Raw genomic sequence first — 15,989 nt, forward strand, 5'->3', positions numbered from 1 at the left:
CAACGGACAAGGCGAATGGGAGGAGAAAAAGAATGGGACTGAAGGGCTCTGCCTTTCTCGTGATGTGGCATGACATCGCCGAGGGCGCTGTCATGGACTACATTGAATGGCATACGCGCGAACATATGCCGGAACGCTTGTCCATTCCTGGTTTCACCACGGGCAAGCGCTTGCACGCGCCCAATGCGTCCCGCTACGCCTTCGGTACGATCTATGCTGGCGAAAGCCTCGAAACCTTCCGATCACCCGACTATATCGAGCGCCTCAACAACCCGACGCCCTGGACGACCGCAGTCGCGCCAAGCTTCCAGAATTTCCTGCGCGTTGCCTGCGAGACGATCGCGACAGCGGGCAATGGCGATGGTGGCAGCATGACGACGATCCGCTTCGACCTCGCAGGCGATGATGCCGAAAAGCAGTTGAGGGAAAAGGCGCAGTTGCTGGCAGAAGCCATTCTCGCCGTGCGAGGTATTTCCAGCGTTCACATCGGTGTTTCCCGCAACGAGGTTTCCAGCGTGCGCACACGCGAAACCGAGTTGCGCGAGGAAATGCGCGAGTCGGGATTCGATGTCGTGATCCTGATCGAGGGCTCGTCCAGCCCAGGTTTGCACTCCGCCTTGCCCGAGGCCGAGCGGCTGGCGCTGGCCAGCGGGGTTTTGGCCGGCCCTGTCAGCAATATCTATGAAACCGCATTTTCCCTCACGGCTGAAGACATGAGGGCTCGCTCATGACGCGGATATTGGTCACCGGCGGTGCGGGTTTCCTGAGCGGCTGGATCCTTAAAGCGCTGACCGCGCAGGGTCATGCGGTCCGCATCTTCGACCGCGCGGTCGACCGCCGGATCCTGCGGGAGATCGCCGGCGAGCAGGCGGATCGCGTCGAGTGGTTCCAGGGCGACATCACCGACGGAGATGCCCTGAACGAGGCGGCGCGTGATTGTTCGTCCATCATTCATCTGGCGGCACTGCTTACCCCGGCTTGCAAGAACGATCCCGTTCTTGGCGCCAAGGTCAATCTGATCGGGACGCTGAACGTCTTCGAAGCAGCGAAGACCAATGGAATCCGGCGTGTTGCGTATGCCAGCAGCGCGGCGGTGTTCGGTCCCGATGACGGCGCCGCGCCTTATCCAGTTACGCAATATGGAGCTTTCAAGCTCGCCTGTGAAGGCAGCGCGCGCGCCTATTGGCATGATGCCGGCATTGCTAGCATCGGTCTACGCCCTACAGTCGTTTATGGCCCCGGCCGTGAGGTTGGGCTTACAGCCGGCCCGACAATCGCCTGCCGCGAAGCAGTTGCGGGCAATGCCTATACGATCGGCTATTCGGGTCCGCAGGATCTGGTTTTTGTCGCAGACGTGGCGGCCGCCTTTGCCGCAGCGGCAACCCGGTCATTTGAAGGCGCCCACGCGGTTTCACTGGGCGGAGCTACGGAAGATGTGTCGGATGTAATCGCCGCGATCGTGGCGGAGGTTCCAGAAGCAAGGATCGATTTCGCCGGACCGGCCGTTCCGATGGCGTCAAACATCGCTCCGACCGACAATCGCACGCTGCTTGGAGCGATGCCTTTTACGCCGCTCCGCGAAGGCATTTCGCATACTGTTTCCCATTACCGGTCGATGGCAGCGAGGTCCTGATGCCCATCCGGAGCAAGAAATCGCAGTATCATTTCGGTCATCGTCTTGAGGCGGCTGGACACATAGGTGAACCCGAGGGCCGAAATAGAAATATAGAGATCGAGCGGGTCGACGCTTCGAAAGACACCTTTGGCGACGCCAAATGGCTAAAGAGGAGTTTTGCCGCTCCAAAAAATTTGACCAACGGCAACAAGAGGAGGACTTTTCATGTTGGGTAATTTTTCATTTCGGACCACAGCACTTGCGATGGTGGCAGGGGTCACCATGGCGCTCGCCGCATCCAACGCCCATGCGCAGGCGCTGGAGAAGATCAAGGAAGCCGGTGTCATCCGCGTCGGCGTCATGGGTGAACAGGCGCCCTGGGGCTCCATCGATGCCGGCGGCAAAAACATCGGCTACGATGTCGACGTGGCAAATCTCATCGGGGAAGAAATGGGCGTAAAGGTCGAATTCGTACCGAACGCCGTTGCTGCCCGTATTCCAAACCTTCTGACCGGCAAGGTCGACCTGCAGATGGCCGTCATGGGCATGTATCCCGATCGCGCCAAGGCGGTACAGTTCACAAAGCCCTATGCCGGGTTGAAGATCATTCTTTTGTCCAGTGCAAAGAACAAGATCACGACCATCGAGGACGCCAAGGACCTTCGTATAGGCGTGCCGCGCGGCGCAGCGCAGGACAAGGCGATTACAGCGGCGCTCGGTGACGTTCCGAACATCCGCCGGTTTGACGATGATAGCTCCAATATGCAGGCGCTTGTATCCGGTCAGGTCGATGCCATCGGCGGCAACACCACCTACAAGATCAACCTGGACAAAGCTGCTCCCGGCAATGATTTCGAGCAGAAGGTCGTTTTTAACGAGCAGTGGATGGGCGTCACGACAAAGCTCGGCGACAAGGAAATCAATGACTGGCTCAACCAGTTCATCGACAAGATCCGCGCTGACGGCCGCCTGAAGGCGATCAATGAGAAGTGGCTCGGTGAGGCTTTGCCGAACTTCCCTGAAAAGCTCGAGGGTGTTCCGTTCAGCGTGCAATAACGGCTGCAACGATTTTCATTGAAGCCAGGACGCAAATGGGTGCGCGGTCGCTCTACGCAGCCGCGCTCCCGATCAGCCGCAGGGAACTTTGATATGCGTAATATTTTCATTCTGAATGGGCCGAATCTCAACCTTCTCGGTGAGCGCGAGCCCGATATATATGGCCATACCACGCTGGACGATATCCGCAGCTGGTGCATGGCGGATGCGGCCGAACTCGGACTGACCATCGACTTTCGCCAGTCGAACTTTGAAGGCGAAATCATCGAGTCGATCCATTCGGCCCGTCATGAGGCCGCCGGGATCATCATCAACCCTGCCGGTTTTAGCTTTTCGTCGATTGCTATCCTCGATGCATTGAAGACCTTCACCGGTCCAAAGATCGAGCTGCATATTTCTAACATACATCAGCGCGAAACGATCTATCACAAGTCGCTCGTATCGACGACTGCGACGGCTGTGATGGCCGGCTTCGGTGCCTACGGTTACCGGCTCGCTTTGCGCGCCATAGCGGAGATGACAACATGACACGCATTGCCCTGATGGGTGCCGGCCTCATCGGCCGCGAGCATGCCGAACTGCTGGTATCGAATTCGACCGCGCAGATTGCAGCGATCTGCGATCCGTCGCCGGAAGCGGCGCAGCTGGCCGCTCGCCTGTCCGTTCCCCACTGGGTCGACTACAACACTATGCTGGACGAAGCCAAACCTGACGGCGCGATCATAGCGCTGCCGAACCACCTCCATGCGCCGGCGGCACTGGCTTGCATCGAGCGCGGAGTGCCCAGCTTGATCGAGAAGCCGATTGCGGAAAGCCTTGCGGCCGCTGCCCGCATCGTCGAGGCTTCCGAACGGTCAGGCGTCCCGGTTCTGGTTGGCCATCAGCGTCGCCACAGCCCCGACATCCGCGCCGCGAAACGCGCGATCGACGCGGGTGAACTCGGACCGCTCGTTGCCGTCAACGGCATGACGCTGTTCGACAAGCCCGACGATTATTTCAACACGGAATGGCGAAGGAAGATTGGTGGCGGAGTGCTTCTCATCAACCTGATTCACGACATCGATGTTCTGCGGTATCTCGTCGGCGAGATCGAAAGCATCCGCGCTTTCACCTCGTCCGCGCGGCGCGGCTTCGAGGTTGAGGATACCGCCAGTATCTCGATCCACTTCGTCAACGGCGTCCTTGGCACATTCCTGATTTCGGACGGTGCGGTCAGCCCCTGGGCCTGGGAATATACATCGGGCCAGGCGCTATATCATCCGACGCAGCCCGGCCCTTGCCTGTTCCTGGCAGGACGCAAGGCAGCTCTTTCGGTCTCTGACATGTATCTCTGGCGTCATGCCAACGAGAACGATCACTGGCAGCATCCGCTGGTTCGCGAACATCGCCCGGGCGATGGATCGCTGACCTATATGAACCAGCTCGACCATTTCGTCGCTGTCATTCGCGGCGAGGCGCAACCGCTTATCACCGCCCGCGATGGCATGTCGACGCTTGCCGCGACACTCGCGGTCGATGTGGCGGCACGCGAGGACCGAACGGTGACACTGTCGGAAATGCTGGCTGAGGGCAGGGCTGCGGCATGACGAGGAAGCTGTCACCAGTCGGCCGGATTGTCGCCGGCGTTTGGGCGGAACGGGCGAAGCAGGCCTCGCGGAATGACTTGAAACCCGTATTTGCCGAGAGTGCCCGATGAGCGATCTGACGACCAAAACAATTCAAGGCGAAGCGGTACCGGTGCTCGGCTTCGGCACATTCGAGCTGAAGGGCCCGGAAGGTGAGGCCGCGATCCGCACAGCGATCGAACTCGGCTATCGCCAGATCGATACAGCGATCCGCTACGGCAACGAGGTAGAAGTCGGCCGCGCCGTGCGGGCCAGTGGCGTGCCAAGAAAGGAACTCTTCGTCACGACCAAGATCTGGTTCGACGACCTGGCGCCGGAAACCGTTGCGCGTCGTGTCGATGAAAGCCTCGACAGGCTCGGCTTCGGCCAGGTCGATCTGCTTCTGATTCACTGGCCCGCCAAGGACATTCCGCTTGGCGAGACACTTGCCGCATTTGCCGACGCGAAGGCAAAAGGAAAGACCCGGCTGATCGGTGTCAGCAATTTTACCGTCGCGCTTTTGGACGAAGCACTTGACGTGCACAAGGCAGAGCTGTTCTGCAATCAGGTCGAGTATCATCCGTTTCTGTCGCAGGAGAAACTGCTCGCACGCATGCGCCGGGCCGACATGCTGCTGAATGCCTATCAGCCAATAGCCCGGGGCAAAGTCTTTGCGTCGGATCTCCTCAATGATCTTGGCCGTAGATACGGCAAGTCGGCGAGCCAGATCACGCTGCGCTGGCATATCCAGCAGAAAAATGTCGGGGCGATTCCGCGCTCTTCCAAGCTTGAGAACATTATCGCGAATCGGGACATTTTCGATTTCGAACTATCGCCGGAGGATATGGCCGCCATCCACGGCCTTGCTCGTGGTGAACGCTATACCCGCTTCGATTGGGAACCCGATTGGGACTGAGGCGCGCAACGCAGGGAGGTAGAGAATGACACTTGATTTCAGCGTGGTCACCGATGCGTGGCAAAGTTTGGCGTTCGGGGCGTTAGGAACCCTGTTCCTCGCCATTGCCGGCATGTCCATTGCTACAGTCATCGGTGTGCTGGGCGTTGCGATCCTCAGAGCCCAGATGCGTGTGCCGTCCTTTCTGGTCACGGCGTTTGTCGAGGTCATTCGCAATACCCCGTTCCTGGTCCAGATTTACTTCATCTTCTTCGCCCTGCCTCTCGCTGGCGTCAGGCTCAACCCTACCATCACCGCCATTCTCGCCCTCGGCTTGAACGGCGGTGCCTACGCCATAGAAATCATTCGTGGCGGCGTCGAAAGCATTCCCACGGGACAAACGGAAGCTGGACTTGCACTCGGCCTGCACAAACATGAAGTCTTCCGCTTCATCGTTCTGAAGCCCGCAATTCGCGCGATCTATCCGTCGCTGTCCAGCCAGTTCATCCTTCTGACGTTGACAACCTCGATTTGCACTTCGATCTCCGCCTATGAGCTGACGTCCGTCGGACAGCGTATCGAGGCGGAGACCTTCCGCAGTTTTGAAACCTATTTCACGCTGACCGGAATCTATCTGGTGATCTCGCTGGCTACGATGTGGCTACTGGCTGAAATAGGCCGCCGCGCCTTCAATTACCCGCAACGTTAAGGAGGACACGAAATGGGACCGCAAGAGTTTGCCTACCTGTTACAAGGCCTCGCCTGGACGCTCGTCCTGACAGCCATGGGATTTGTTGGCGGGATCGCATTCGGCGTCATTGTAGCACTTATGCGTGTGTCGTCGGTGACGTGGATCCGCCTGATCGCGATCGGCTGGATCGGACTTTTTCAGGGCACGCCGCTGCTGATGCAGCTGTTCGTCGCCTATTTCGGTCTGCCCTTGCTCGGCTTCAACCTCCCGGCCTGGGCCGCCGTCGGTATCGCGCTTACCGCCCATGCCTCGGCCTTCCTCGGTGATATCTGGCGCGGCGCGATACAGGCCGTTCCAAGGGGCCAGACGGAGGCAGCCATGGCACTCGGCCTTCATACCCGCAGCCTCATGATCGACGTGATCATGCCGCAGGCGTTCAAACTCTCTCTCCCGGCGACGGTCGGATTCCTGGTGCAACTCCTGAAGGGGACTTCGCTTGCGGCGATTGTCGGCTTCATCGAGTTGACCCGTGCCGGATCGATTGTCTCCAATCAGATTTACAGGCCGCTTCTCGTCTTTGGAGTTGTGGGTGCGATGTATTTCGCGATGTGCTGGCCCCTCTCGTTGTGGGGTAGAAACATCGAGCGGCGCATGTCAGCCGGCGCCTCCAGGTAGAAAGGAAAAGAACCGTGACACATCCGAACGAGACCATCACGTCCCGCCAACAGAACGACGCCCAGCCCATGGTTATGATGCGCGACGTGGAAAAATACTACGGCACTTTTCATGCGCTCAAGAACATCAATCTGACGGTTGCAAAGGGTGAAAAGATCGTGCTTTGCGGGCCATCCGGGTCAGGAAAGTCGACGTTGATCCGCTGCATCAATGCGCTGGAAGTCAGTCACGGGGGTGAGATCGTCGTGGCAGGGCACAGCCTGCATAACGATCAAAAAGCCATCGACGCCGTGCGTCGCGTGGTCGGTATGGTGTTTCAGCAATTCAACCTGTTTCCGCACAAGACGGTTTTGGAAAACTGCATTCTCGCCCCGATGCGTGTGCGCAAGTTGTCCCGTGCCGAAGCTGAAGCCACGGCCCGCAAATATCTCGAGCGGGTTCGCATCGGCGATCAGGCCGCCAAATACCCGGCGCAGCTTTCCGGCGGCCAGCAGCAGCGCGTGGCGATCGCCCGGGCACTCTGCATGGAGCCAAAGGCCATGCTTTTCGATGAGCCGACCTCGGCGCTTGATCCGGAAATGGTCAAGGAAGTTCTCGACACCATGGTATCGCTCGCCCGCGACGGAATGACGATGATCTGCGTGACCCATGAAATGGGCTTTGCGCGACAGGTCGCCGATCGTGTGATCTTCATGGCCGACGGGGAGATTGTCGAAGAGAACGATCCCGAGAACTTCTTCCGCGCTCCCAAGCATCAGCGCACACGGGCGTTTCTAGGTGAAATTCTGGCCCATCACTGAGTATCCGCCGCCTGAGAACGCGGGAGGCAATGGCATGCACCGGACATTGAGCGAATCCAGTCGGACCTATGACGTGGCTGTCCTCGGTGCGGGCGCAGGTGGGTTGTCGGCAGCGATTTTCGCGGCGCTTGAAGGCGCGCGGGTGCTCCTGGTCGAAAGGTGCGCGCATCTTGGAGGCACGTCTGCCTTTTCCGCGGGAACGACATGGATACCTCTGACACGCCATTCGCTTTCGCTCGGAGCAGACGACAGTTATGAAAAAGCGTCGCGGTTTCTGGACCGTGCCGTCGGCAGTCAAAGTTCGGCCGCGCTTCGCAATGCATTTCTTGCCGCCGGACCTGGCGTTATTGATACTCTCGAAGACAAGACGGACGTAAAGTTTCGTGCTCGCCCCTTTCACCCGGACTACATGTACGAGTTGGAAGGCGCTTCGAGTTTCGGACGGGCGCTGGAGCCATTGCCATTCGAGGCGGCATCGCTTGGCGACGACCTGAAGCTGATCCGCCCGCCGATACCGGAATTCACTGTGCTTGGCGGCATGATGGTTGATCGTGACGACATCTCCCATCTGATGAAGCTTGGGAAATCCGTAACGTCGGCCGCCTATTCGGCGAAGCTGATTGCCCGCTATTACCTCGGAAAGATGCGCCACGGTCGCGGCACCAGGCTCGTCATGGGCAATGCGTTGATCGGGCGAATGTTGATGGCGGCCCTGAAACTCGACGTGACCATCCTGACGGAAACCGAAACGACTTCGCTTGTGTTGAGTGGCACGGGTGTGACCAGTGTGAGGCTGCGCCAGAAGGGCATCGAGCGGCAGATTGACGTGACGGGCGGCGTCATTCTGGCATCCGGCGGCTTTGCCCAGCACAAGCGGCTGAGGATGGAAAAGCTACCGCATCCAGTGCCGGAATTCTCCCCATCCGCTCCTGGCAGTAACGGTGCCTTGCATGATCTGGCCTTCGCGGCCGGAGCTTTTCATGGCGAGACCGCGTCGCAGCCGTGCTTCTGGGCTCCAGTTTCGCGCCGCCGCCGCAAGGATGGTTCAATGGCTGTCTTCCCGCATTTCGTCTTCGATCGCGCAAAGCCCGGCATCATTTCGGTCGGGCGTGACGGCCGCCGGTTCGTCAATGAAAGCACGAGCTATCACCGCTTTGTCTCGGCGATGTATGCCGTCAACAGGGACGACAGCCACATGCCGGTCTATCTGGTTGCGGATGCGCGTGCGCTGAAGACATATGGATTGGGGATGATCCGGCCGGGCGGCGCAGATAAACGGCCTTTCCTGGCGGACGGATATCTCACCGAAGGAAAAACGCCGGAGGAACTGGCCGGTAAGCTGGGCATCGATGCCGAAGGTCTCAAAGACAGCCTGGCGCGTATGAGTTCCTATGGGAAAACGGGTGTCGACATCGATTTCGCGCGCGGCACGACGGTCTATGAAAGAGCCAATGGCGATCCGGCGCATGGCCCGAATCCGAGCCTTGGTTCGCTGGATACGCCTCCCTTCTACGCCATCCGGCTTTGGCCGGGCGACATCGGCTCGGCAACCGGTTTGGTGGGGGATGAGTATGGGCGTCTTCTGCGCCGAGACGGGTCGGTCATCGAAGGCCTCTATGCCTGTGGCAACGACCTGCAGTCGATCATGGGTGGCGCCTATCCCGGACCTGGGATCACCATCGGCCCGGCCATCGTGTTCGGCGCGTTGAGCGGGCGCCATTCGGCACAGCGCAAGATTGCATCAGGTGCTACCAGCCAAGGTTTTTCGCCCGAACGTAAAATCGGGGTCCGGGCACACAGATAAGGAGGTTCGTGATGAAGACATCCATTGCAACAGTGTCACTCAGCGGAGACTTGAAACAAAAGCTTGAGGCGATCGCGACCGCCGGATTCGACGGAGTGGAAATTTTCGAAAACGATTTCCTGGCATTCGATGAAAGTCCGGCCCAGGTTGGCCAGATGATCCGAGAACACGGGTTGGAAATCACCCTCTTTCAGCCATTTCGCGATTTCGAAGGCATGCCTGAACCGCTTCGGTCGCGCACATTCGATCGAGCCGAGCGCAAATTCGATGTCATGCAGGAAATGGGCACCGATCTCGTGCTTGTTTGTTCGAATGTTTCATCGGTTGCAATTGGTGGACTGGATCGCGCTGCTGCCGATTTTCATGAGTTGGGCGAGAGAGCAGCAAAACGCGGGCTGCGTGTTGGCTATGAAGCGCTTGCCTGGGGCCGCCATATCAACGATCACCGTGATGCTTGGGAAATCGTGCGCCGGACAGATCACCCAAACATCGGACTTATCCTCGACAGCTTCCATACGCTGTCACGCAAAATCGATGTCAATTCGATCCGTTCTATCCCCAAGGAGAAGATTTTCATCGTTCAGCTGGCCGATGCGCCGCTGATAGACATGGATTTGCTTTATTGGAGCCGGCATTTCCGCAATATGCCAGGCGAGGGCGATCTACCCGTGCTCGAATTCATGAAAGCAGTCGCCGCCACTGGATATGACGGGTATCTGTCGCTCGAGATTTTCAACGATCAATTTCGCGGTGGTTCTCCAAGAGCAATTGCTGTCGATGGCCGCCGGTCCCTTGTCTATCTGGAAGACCAGGTGAAACGTGCTGAACCAGAAAAGAAATCGCCCATCCCTATGATGCCACCACGTGGCGCAGTGGAACGCGTGGCCTTTGTGGAATTCACGATCGACAGTGCCGAAGCACCGCAGCTTCAGGCATTGATTGCATGTCTCGGCTTCAAGGAAGTTGCAAAACACAAGACCAAACAGGTGTCGGTTTTTCGGCAGGGGGATATCAACCTTGTCATCAACACCGAGAAGAAGGGCTTTGCCAGCTCTTCTTACGCAGTCCACGGCACATCGGCCTACGCCATGGGACTGATGGTCGACGACGCACATGCGGTTGTCGAACGTGCCGTAGCGCTGGGAGCCGAGCGATTCGAACAGCCGCTTGATACCGGCGAGATCGAGATGCCGGCCGTACGTGGAATCGGTGGTGGTATTGTGTATTTTCTCGATCACAAGTCACCGCTCGATCGCATATGGGAAATCGAGTTCAACCCGGTTGAAGGTGATCCCACCCAGTGGGCAGGCCTTCGAACTTTCGATCATATAGCGCAGACAATGAGGTATGAAGAACTGCCTACATGGCTCCTTTTCTATACGTCAATATTGCAGGCCCACAAGACGCCCATGGTCGACATTATCGATCCCGCTGGCATCGTGCGCAGCCAGGTCGTGGAAAACGATGCGGGATCTCTTCGGATCACTCTCAACGGAGCTGAGAACAAAAATACCCTGGCCGGACATTTCATAACGGAGACGTTGGGGTCCGGCATTCAGCATCTGGCTTTCACCACCGACGATATTTTTGCCACCGCGGAAGCTCTCAAGGCAAATGGCTTCGTACCACTTAGTATCTCGCCCAATTATTACGATGATCTGGAGGCGCGTTTCGGTCTCGACCCGGACATGACGGACCGGCTTAAGGGCCATAATATTCTCTATGACCGCGATGAAAATGACGAGTATTTCCAGCTCTACAGCCCGACCTATGGGGAAGGGTTCTTCTTTGAGATTGTGCAGCGAACGGGCTATCGAGGCTATGGAGCCGCAAATGCCATTTTCCGGATTGCCGCACTTCGAAAGTATTTGCGTCCGGCAGGAATGCCTCACGCATAGCCCCGATTTGTTGGCCCAAGGAGATCTCCGTGAAAACCATCTACATCATCAATGGACCTAACTTGAATTTGCTCGGAAAGCGTCAACCGGAGATTTATGGGTTCGAAACGCTTTCAGATGTTGAAACACAATGCGTGGAACTCGCTACCGAATTGGGTGGGTCAATCCGTTTTCTCCAGAGCAACCGTGAATATGAAATTATTGACTGGATTCATGAAGCGCGTGGCAAGGCAGCCGGTATTATAATCAATGCTGGAGCATTCACGCATACTTCGATCGCAATTCTGGACGCCTTGAACACCTTCGAGGGTACCGTCATGGAAGTTCACATTTCAAACATCCACAAACGCGAAAGTTTCCGGCACCATTCTTACATTTCCACGCGTGCGGATGGTGTGATCGTGGGATGTGGAACGGAAGGCTACCAGCTTGCCTTACGCAGGGTAATGTCACTGGCGAAAACAGTCCCCACGGCATAGCATGGGAACCGGAGCCCCAAGCCGCGCCGGCGGCAGTTCATGCTTCCTGGGTCTCCCGATGCACTTGGGGACGTGGCACAAGCAGGCAGGCTGGTACGATCAACAGGGCGATGAGAAGCATCGCAATGAAGGTCGCGTGCAGCGCGTGCTGCAGGGCAAGTCGGATCTCTTCTGCATCGCTGATGACGGCACTCGTGCCATTCAAAAGGCCCCGTAACTGCTCCGGCGTTATGGAATGGGCGCTGGCGGTATTGGCCAGCCCGTAAGACAGTACCGCACCAAGCAATGCTGCACCGAGCGTGCTGCCCAAATTGCGCGAAAATACATTCGAGGCGGTGGCACTGCCGCGCTCATGCGCGCTTACACTTTCCTGTGTCAGGATCAATGCGCCGATATTGAGCAGGCCCATGCCGAAGCCCATGACAAGGGAACCGGCACCGGCCAATACGGCTGAACTTGAGGGGTTAAGCAGGACGAAAAGACATGTCCCGACCGGAATGCATAGGCTGCCGGCGACCATGAGGGGCCGCAGACCGAGGCGTGCAAACTGCCGGGAGGCGATTGTCGCGCCCAGGGGCCAGCCCAACAACAGCATCGTCAAGGCGAATCCCGCAACGAGCGGCGAGCGGTTGAGGACCGTTTGTACATACATTGGCAGGAAGGTCGTCAGGCCCATTATCGACATGCTGGCGAAAAAGACCGCCAGGTTTGCGAACGCAATCGGCCGTTTCAGCCACAGGTCGGGGGCAACCATAGGTGCTTCGGCCCGCCGCTCCTGCCAGATGAAGGCCACAAGAGTGACAATGAAGACCAACAGCGCGGCGATTGCCTCACCGGATACTGCACTTTCCATTTCGGTCAAGGCAATCATCAGCGAGGAAATGGAAATGGCAAAAAGTGCTGCGCCAAGTACATCGATGGAGACGACCCGGGCCCGCCTTTCCTCGTGGAGATAAAGGATGAACCCCAGTGCTGCGAAAAGCCCAACCGGAACGTTGATCCAGAATATCCATGCCCAGGGAAGGTTGTGGATGATGATGCTGCCGAGCAGCGGTCCAACGACGGCCGACAAAGCCCATACGCTTGCCAGATAGCCCTGCACCTTGCCACGCTGGTTCCCGGGAAAAAGATCGGCAACCACTGTCATGGCGACGGGTTGAATTGCCCCAGCACCGATACCCTGCAGCAGCCTGAAAGCGATCATCGACGGCATCGACCATGCGAAACCGGCAAGCACCGAGGCGAACAAAAACAGTGCAATGCCGACGAGTATCACAGGCTTGCGACCATAAACATCAGCCAGCTTTCCGAACACCACGGTTGTCGCGGTCAGGGTCAGCAAGAACGAGGAAAAAACCCAGGAATAGAGATTGATTTGCCCCAGCTGGGCGGCGATTTGCGGCATCGCCGTTGAAACGATCGTCGCTTCGATGGCGATCATCGCCATGCTTGCCATGATCGCGACTACAACGGGCGCGCGACGGGTAGTTTGCTCTGTCATGGATGGCTTTCAGACCAAACGGCGCGACTCAAGGATCGGCGTTCGGCGCAGATGGGAATAATGATAAGGACCTATCTAATCCTCGACGCTCGCGCGTCAAGCAGCAATTTATCCCGCGGAAATCAAATCTTCGGCAGAATTCTATCCATGGCTTTTCCCCGGGCCACCTCGTCGATGAGCTTATCCAAGTAACGGATTTCTCGCATCGTCGGCTCTTCGACATCCTCCACCCGAACGCCGCAAACCACGCCTTTGATCAGGGTTCTCAAGGGGTTGAGTTTGGGAGCCTCGGCAAAAAACGTCTCAAAATCAGTTTTTTGTTCAAGCTGGGTTTGTAACCCTTTCTCATCGTAGCCTGTCAGCCAACAAATAATCTGATCGACCTCTGTTTTTGTGCGCCCCTTTTTCTCTGCTTTCGCAACGTAATGTGGATAAACGCTTGCGAAGCTGGTCGTATAGATCCTGTGTTTTGCCATAGACTTCTGCTCCTCGGCTCCTCATCTGGCGATCAATCGATCGCCTCGATGCCTTGCCTTCAGCCGCCACGTCCGGCCGACTACTTCGTCAGGAACTTACCCATGCGCTCGATGGCGCGGAGGATGTTTTCCTCTGAATTCGCGTAGGACAACCGGATATAGCCTTCGCCAAGAATGCCGAAATCGGGTCCGCCGATCAGTGCAACACCCGCTTCGTCCAGTAACGCCGTAGCGAGTTGCTTTGCCGCCCAGCCAGTCTCCTTGACGTTGGGAAAGGCATAGAACGCGCCCTTTGGCGTGGCGCAGCTGATACCGGGCAGGCTGTTGAGGCCATCGACGACGACCTTGCGGCGGTTGTCGAAAGCCTTGCACATTTTGATCACATCATCCTGCGGCCCATCGATGGCGGCGATGCCGGCAAACTGGCTCGGCGCGTTGACGCAGGACCAGCAATTGACCGCGAGCTTGCGCACCTTGTCATAGAGCTGATTTGGCCAAATCGACCAGCCCATGCGCCAGCCGGTCATCGCCCAGGTCTTCGACCAACCGTTGAGGATGATCAACCGGTCGCGAATTTCCGGGAAGGTGAGCAGCGAGCAATGCTCTTCGCCATCATAGGTCATGACGTCGTATATCTCGTCGGACATGATCGCCACATGCGGATGGGCTTCGAGACCTTTCACCAGCTTCTCGACCTCGGATTTCGGCGTGACGCCGCCGGTCGGATTGGCCGGCGAATTGAGGATCAGAAGCCGTGTCTGAGGCGTGATCAACGCAAGGGTCTCTTCGGCCGAAAATGCAAAGCCATTTTCTTCCCGGATGGGTACAGGGATTGGCTTGGCACCCGTAAATTCGATCATCGAGCGGTAGATCGGAAAGCCGGGATCCGGATAGAGGATTTCGGCGCCCGGTTCACCGAAGATCAGGATCGCGGCGAACATCGTGACCTTGCCGCCGGGAACGATCATGATGTTTTCCGGTGAGACCTCGACGCCTGTCGTCGTGAGTGTGCGGCGCGCCACAGCCTCGCGGGCGGCAAGCAGACCGTTGGCCGGCGTATAGCCATGATGGCCGTCCTTAAGGGCCTTGATGGCCGCCTCGACGATGTGGCCGGGTGTTTTGAAATCCGGCTGGCCGATGCCGAGATTGATGATGTCCTTGCCCTCGGCGGCGAGAGCGGTAGCCCGGGCGAGGACGGCAAAGGCATTTTCTTCGCCGATACGGTCGAAACCAGCAATGGTACGCAGCATTTTCTTGTCTCACATACAATTTTCAACTTCTGCTTTGTGTGCGGAGTGGCATAACAAGTCAAATACTCTCAATTTCAGCGAGCAGATTTCACCATGACCGATCTGAAAGACTGGACGCCACGCCCACTCCCGGCCCGCGAACCGCTCGAGGGCCGCTACGTGCGGCTGGAGCCACTCGATGCCGCGAAACATGGCGACGGGCTCTACGAGGCATCGTCGGTTGCAGACGCGGGCGACCGGTTCAGGTTCCTGTTTGAAAATCCGGCGGAGGACCGCGAAGCATTCGGGGCGTGGCTGGAAAAGGTCGAAGCGAGCAAGGACCCGCTGTTCTTCGCCGTGATCGACAAGGCGAGCGGCAAGGTGGCGGGACGTCAGACATTGATGCGTATCGACCCGGCATTCGGCGTGATCGAGATCGGCAATATCTATTGGGGACCGCTGATTTCGCGAAAAGCAGCAGCGACGGAAGCGCAGTTCCTGTTCATGAAATATGCCTTTGAGCTCGGATACCGGCGCTACGAATGGAAATGCAACAATGCCAACGAGCCGTCGAAACGGGCGGCGGAGCGGTTCGGCTTCAAGTTCGAGGGCGTATTCCGCCAGCACATGGTGCAGAAGGGCAAGAACCGCGACACGGCGTGGTATTCGGTCATCGACAGTGAATGGCCGGCGCTGAAGGCTGCTTACGAAGCCTGGCTTTCGCCGGATAATTTCGATGCCAATGGCAAGCAGATCAAGCGGCTGGAAGAGTTTCGTATTGGGTGATGTTTTGGCGGCGCGGGTGATCTCTCCCCTTGTGGGAGAGAAAGCGATTTCAGCATCTTAGCCCTTGCTAAGTGCTAGAAATCGCAAGAGAGGGGATTTTGCTTTGCGTGCTCCAAATCCCCTCTCTTGGGTTTTCCAAGGATTTAGCGAAGAGGCTAAATCCAAGAAAACCCTTTCTCCCCCACAAGGGGGGAGATAAACGTGGTGCACTTGCATAAAACCGCCACGCGGCTACAACGTGCTGAGATGCATTGAACACAAGGCCAATCAAGCGTGACCGATCCGAAAACCCGTAATGCGGCCATTGCCGCCGCTTGTATCATGCTTGGCTTTGGCTTCGTCGCCTATTGGATGCCGACGCTGATGTTGGCGCTCGGCGAGCGATCGACACTCGCGGCAGGGATTTTTGCCGTGGTCTTTGTCGCGGGATTCTTTTTCGTCTTCTGGTTGCGTGCCAGAAAACAGCATGAAAATGATTGA

At 57.6% G+C, this 15,989-nt stretch carries 17 protein-coding genes and 1 pseudogene; 14 read left to right on the forward strand and 4 right to left on the reverse strand.

Annotated features, from left to right (window positions below; genetic code table 11):
* Positions 1 to 32: 32 nt before the first annotated feature.
* Together LB462_RS25440 and LB462_RS25445 are read left to right on the forward strand one after the other, a co-directional pair.
* On the forward strand, positions 33 to 731 hold the full coding sequence (locus tag LB462_RS25440) for a hypothetical protein (protein ID WP_224513808.1): 699 nt from the start codon (positions 33 to 35) through the stop codon (positions 729 to 731).
* The gene (locus tag LB462_RS25445; protein ID WP_224513811.1) at positions 728 to 1,633 is read left to right on the forward strand and encodes an NAD-dependent epimerase/dehydratase family protein; all 906 of its coding nucleotides are present in this window, start codon (positions 728 to 730) and stop codon (positions 1,631 to 1,633) included. Before LB462_RS25440 ends, LB462_RS25445 begins: the two co-directional genes overlap by 4 nt.
* Here LB462_RS25445 and LB462_RS31610 read toward each other — a convergent pair.
* Positions 1,606 to 1,761: pseudogene (locus LB462_RS31610) on the reverse strand (hypothetical protein); the annotation flags it as partial. The gene LB462_RS25445 and the pseudogene LB462_RS31610 overlap by 28 nt on opposite strands.
* 79 nt (positions 1,762 to 1,840) lie before the next feature.
* Here LB462_RS31610 and LB462_RS25455 point away from each other — a divergent pair.
* The 10 genes from LB462_RS25455 to aroQ all read left to right on the forward strand — a co-directional run bounded on the left by LB462_RS25455 (position 1,841) and on the right by aroQ (position 11,517).
* Entirely contained in the window at positions 1,841 to 2,671 is an 831-nt protein-coding gene (locus LB462_RS25455) for a transporter substrate-binding domain-containing protein (RefSeq protein WP_224513813.1), read from the forward strand.
* 93 nt (positions 2,672 to 2,764) lie between these two features.
* On the forward strand, positions 2,765 to 3,199 hold the full coding sequence (locus tag LB462_RS25460; protein WP_224513815.1) for a type II 3-dehydroquinate dehydratase: 435 nt from the start codon (positions 2,765 to 2,767) through the stop codon (positions 3,197 to 3,199).
* Positions 3,196 to 4,257, forward strand: a complete 1,062-nt coding sequence (locus LB462_RS25465) for a Gfo/Idh/MocA family protein (protein WP_224513817.1) — start codon at positions 3,196 to 3,198, stop codon at positions 4,255 to 4,257. The genes LB462_RS25460 and LB462_RS25465 overlap by 4 nt, the downstream gene beginning before the upstream one ends.
* 106 nt (positions 4,258 to 4,363) lie before the next feature.
* A complete protein-coding gene (locus LB462_RS25470) occupies positions 4,364 to 5,191 on the forward strand; it encodes an aldo/keto reductase (RefSeq protein ID WP_224513819.1) in 828 nt (275 codons plus the stop codon).
* A 25-nt stretch (positions 5,192 to 5,216) separates the two neighbouring features.
* Complete coding sequence (locus LB462_RS25475; RefSeq protein WP_112531664.1) at positions 5,217 to 5,879, forward strand: amino acid ABC transporter permease; 663 nt, start codon at positions 5,217 to 5,219, stop codon at positions 5,877 to 5,879.
* Positions 5,880 to 5,891: 12 nt separating this feature from the next.
* Positions 5,892 to 6,536, forward strand: a complete 645-nt coding sequence (locus tag LB462_RS25480; RefSeq protein WP_224513821.1) for an amino acid ABC transporter permease — start codon at positions 5,892 to 5,894, stop codon at positions 6,534 to 6,536.
* Positions 6,537 to 6,613: 77 nt separating this feature from the next.
* Positions 6,614 to 7,336 (forward strand): amino acid ABC transporter ATP-binding protein, encoded by a 723-nt coding sequence (locus LB462_RS25485; RefSeq protein WP_271898304.1) that lies wholly within the window; start codon positions 6,614 to 6,616, stop codon positions 7,334 to 7,336.
* Between the two features lie 34 nt (positions 7,337 to 7,370).
* On the forward strand, positions 7,371 to 9,140 hold the full coding sequence (locus tag LB462_RS25490) for an FAD-dependent oxidoreductase (RefSeq protein WP_224513823.1): 1,770 nt from the start codon (positions 7,371 to 7,373) through the stop codon (positions 9,138 to 9,140).
* Positions 9,141 to 9,151: 11 nt separating this feature from the next.
* Positions 9,152 to 11,038 (forward strand): bifunctional sugar phosphate isomerase/epimerase/4-hydroxyphenylpyruvate dioxygenase family protein, encoded by a 1,887-nt coding sequence (locus LB462_RS25495; protein WP_224513825.1) that lies wholly within the window; start codon positions 9,152 to 9,154, stop codon positions 11,036 to 11,038.
* 29 nt (positions 11,039 to 11,067) lie between these two features.
* Entirely contained in the window at positions 11,068 to 11,517 is a 450-nt protein-coding gene (gene aroQ / locus LB462_RS25500; protein ID WP_224513827.1) for a type II 3-dehydroquinate dehydratase, read from the forward strand.
* Positions 11,518 to 11,554: 37 nt separating this feature from the next.
* Here the strand turns inward: aroQ and LB462_RS25505 are convergent, their stop codons facing one another.
* The 3 genes from LB462_RS25505 to LB462_RS25515 all read right to left on the reverse strand — a co-directional run bounded on the left by LB462_RS25505 (position 11,555) and on the right by LB462_RS25515 (position 14,744).
* Positions 11,555 to 13,018, reverse strand: a complete 1,464-nt coding sequence (locus tag LB462_RS25505; RefSeq protein WP_224513829.1) for an MDR family MFS transporter — start codon at positions 13,016 to 13,018, stop codon at positions 11,555 to 11,557.
* Positions 13,019 to 13,140: 122 nt separating this feature from the next.
* Positions 13,141 to 13,494, reverse strand: a complete 354-nt coding sequence (locus LB462_RS25510; protein WP_224513831.1) for a DUF2200 domain-containing protein — start codon at positions 13,492 to 13,494, stop codon at positions 13,141 to 13,143.
* 80 nt (positions 13,495 to 13,574) lie between these two features.
* Entirely contained in the window at positions 13,575 to 14,744 is a 1,170-nt protein-coding gene (locus tag LB462_RS25515; RefSeq protein ID WP_224513833.1) for a pyridoxal phosphate-dependent aminotransferase, read from the reverse strand.
* Positions 14,745 to 14,837: 93 nt separating this feature from the next.
* Here LB462_RS25515 and LB462_RS25520 point away from each other — a divergent pair, with 93 nt between their 5' ends.
* On the forward strand, positions 14,838 to 15,509 hold the full coding sequence (locus LB462_RS25520; RefSeq protein ID WP_224513835.1) for a GNAT family N-acetyltransferase: 672 nt from the start codon (positions 14,838 to 14,840) through the stop codon (positions 15,507 to 15,509).
* 273 nt (positions 15,510 to 15,782) lie between these two features.
* Positions 15,783 to 15,989, forward strand: a complete 207-nt coding sequence (locus LB462_RS25525) for a hypothetical protein (protein ID WP_224513837.1) — start codon at positions 15,783 to 15,785, stop codon at positions 15,987 to 15,989.

Source organism: Phyllobacterium chamaecytisi (assembly GCF_020164455.1).
Classification (GTDB): domain Bacteria; phylum Pseudomonadota; class Alphaproteobacteria; order Rhizobiales; family Rhizobiaceae; genus Phyllobacterium; species Phyllobacterium chamaecytisi.

Excerpts from the sequence above, each read along its gene's own strand:
- LB462_RS25440 (WP_224513808.1), top strand. The coding sequence starts at position 33 with ATGGGACTGAAGGGCTCTGCCTTTCTCGTGATGTGGCATGACATCGCC.
- LB462_RS25445 (WP_224513811.1), top strand. The coding sequence starts at position 728 with ATGACGCGGATATTGGTCACCGGCGGTGCGGGTTTCCTGAGCGGCTGG.
- LB462_RS25455 (WP_224513813.1), top strand. The coding sequence starts at position 1,841 with ATGTTGGGTAATTTTTCATTTCGGACCACAGCACTTGCGATGGTGGCA.
- LB462_RS25460 (WP_224513815.1), top strand. The coding sequence starts at position 2,765 with ATGCGTAATATTTTCATTCTGAATGGGCCGAATCTCAACCTTCTCGGT.
- LB462_RS25465 (WP_224513817.1), top strand. The coding sequence starts at position 3,196 with ATGACACGCATTGCCCTGATGGGTGCCGGCCTCATCGGCCGCGAGCAT.
- LB462_RS25470 (WP_224513819.1), top strand. The coding sequence starts at position 4,364 with ATGAGCGATCTGACGACCAAAACAATTCAAGGCGAAGCGGTACCGGTG.
- LB462_RS25475 (WP_112531664.1), top strand. The coding sequence starts at position 5,217 with ATGACACTTGATTTCAGCGTGGTCACCGATGCGTGGCAAAGTTTGGCG.
- LB462_RS25480 (WP_224513821.1), top strand. The coding sequence starts at position 5,892 with ATGGGACCGCAAGAGTTTGCCTACCTGTTACAAGGCCTCGCCTGGACG.
- LB462_RS25485 (WP_271898304.1), top strand. The coding sequence starts at position 6,614 with ATGCGCGACGTGGAAAAATACTACGGCACTTTTCATGCGCTCAAGAAC.
- LB462_RS25490 (WP_224513823.1), top strand. The coding sequence starts at position 7,371 with ATGCACCGGACATTGAGCGAATCCAGTCGGACCTATGACGTGGCTGTC.
- LB462_RS25495 (WP_224513825.1), top strand. The coding sequence starts at position 9,152 with ATGAAGACATCCATTGCAACAGTGTCACTCAGCGGAGACTTGAAACAA.
- LB462_RS25505 (WP_224513829.1), bottom strand. The coding sequence starts at position 13,018 with ATGACAGAGCAAACTACCCGTCGCGCGCCCGTTGTAGTCGCGATCATG.
- LB462_RS25510 (WP_224513831.1), bottom strand. The coding sequence starts at position 13,494 with ATGGCAAAACACAGGATCTATACGACCAGCTTCGCAAGCGTTTATCCA.
- LB462_RS25515 (WP_224513833.1), bottom strand. The coding sequence starts at position 14,744 with ATGCTGCGTACCATTGCTGGTTTCGACCGTATCGGCGAAGAAAATGCC.
- LB462_RS25520 (WP_224513835.1), top strand. The coding sequence starts at position 14,838 with ATGACCGATCTGAAAGACTGGACGCCACGCCCACTCCCGGCCCGCGAA.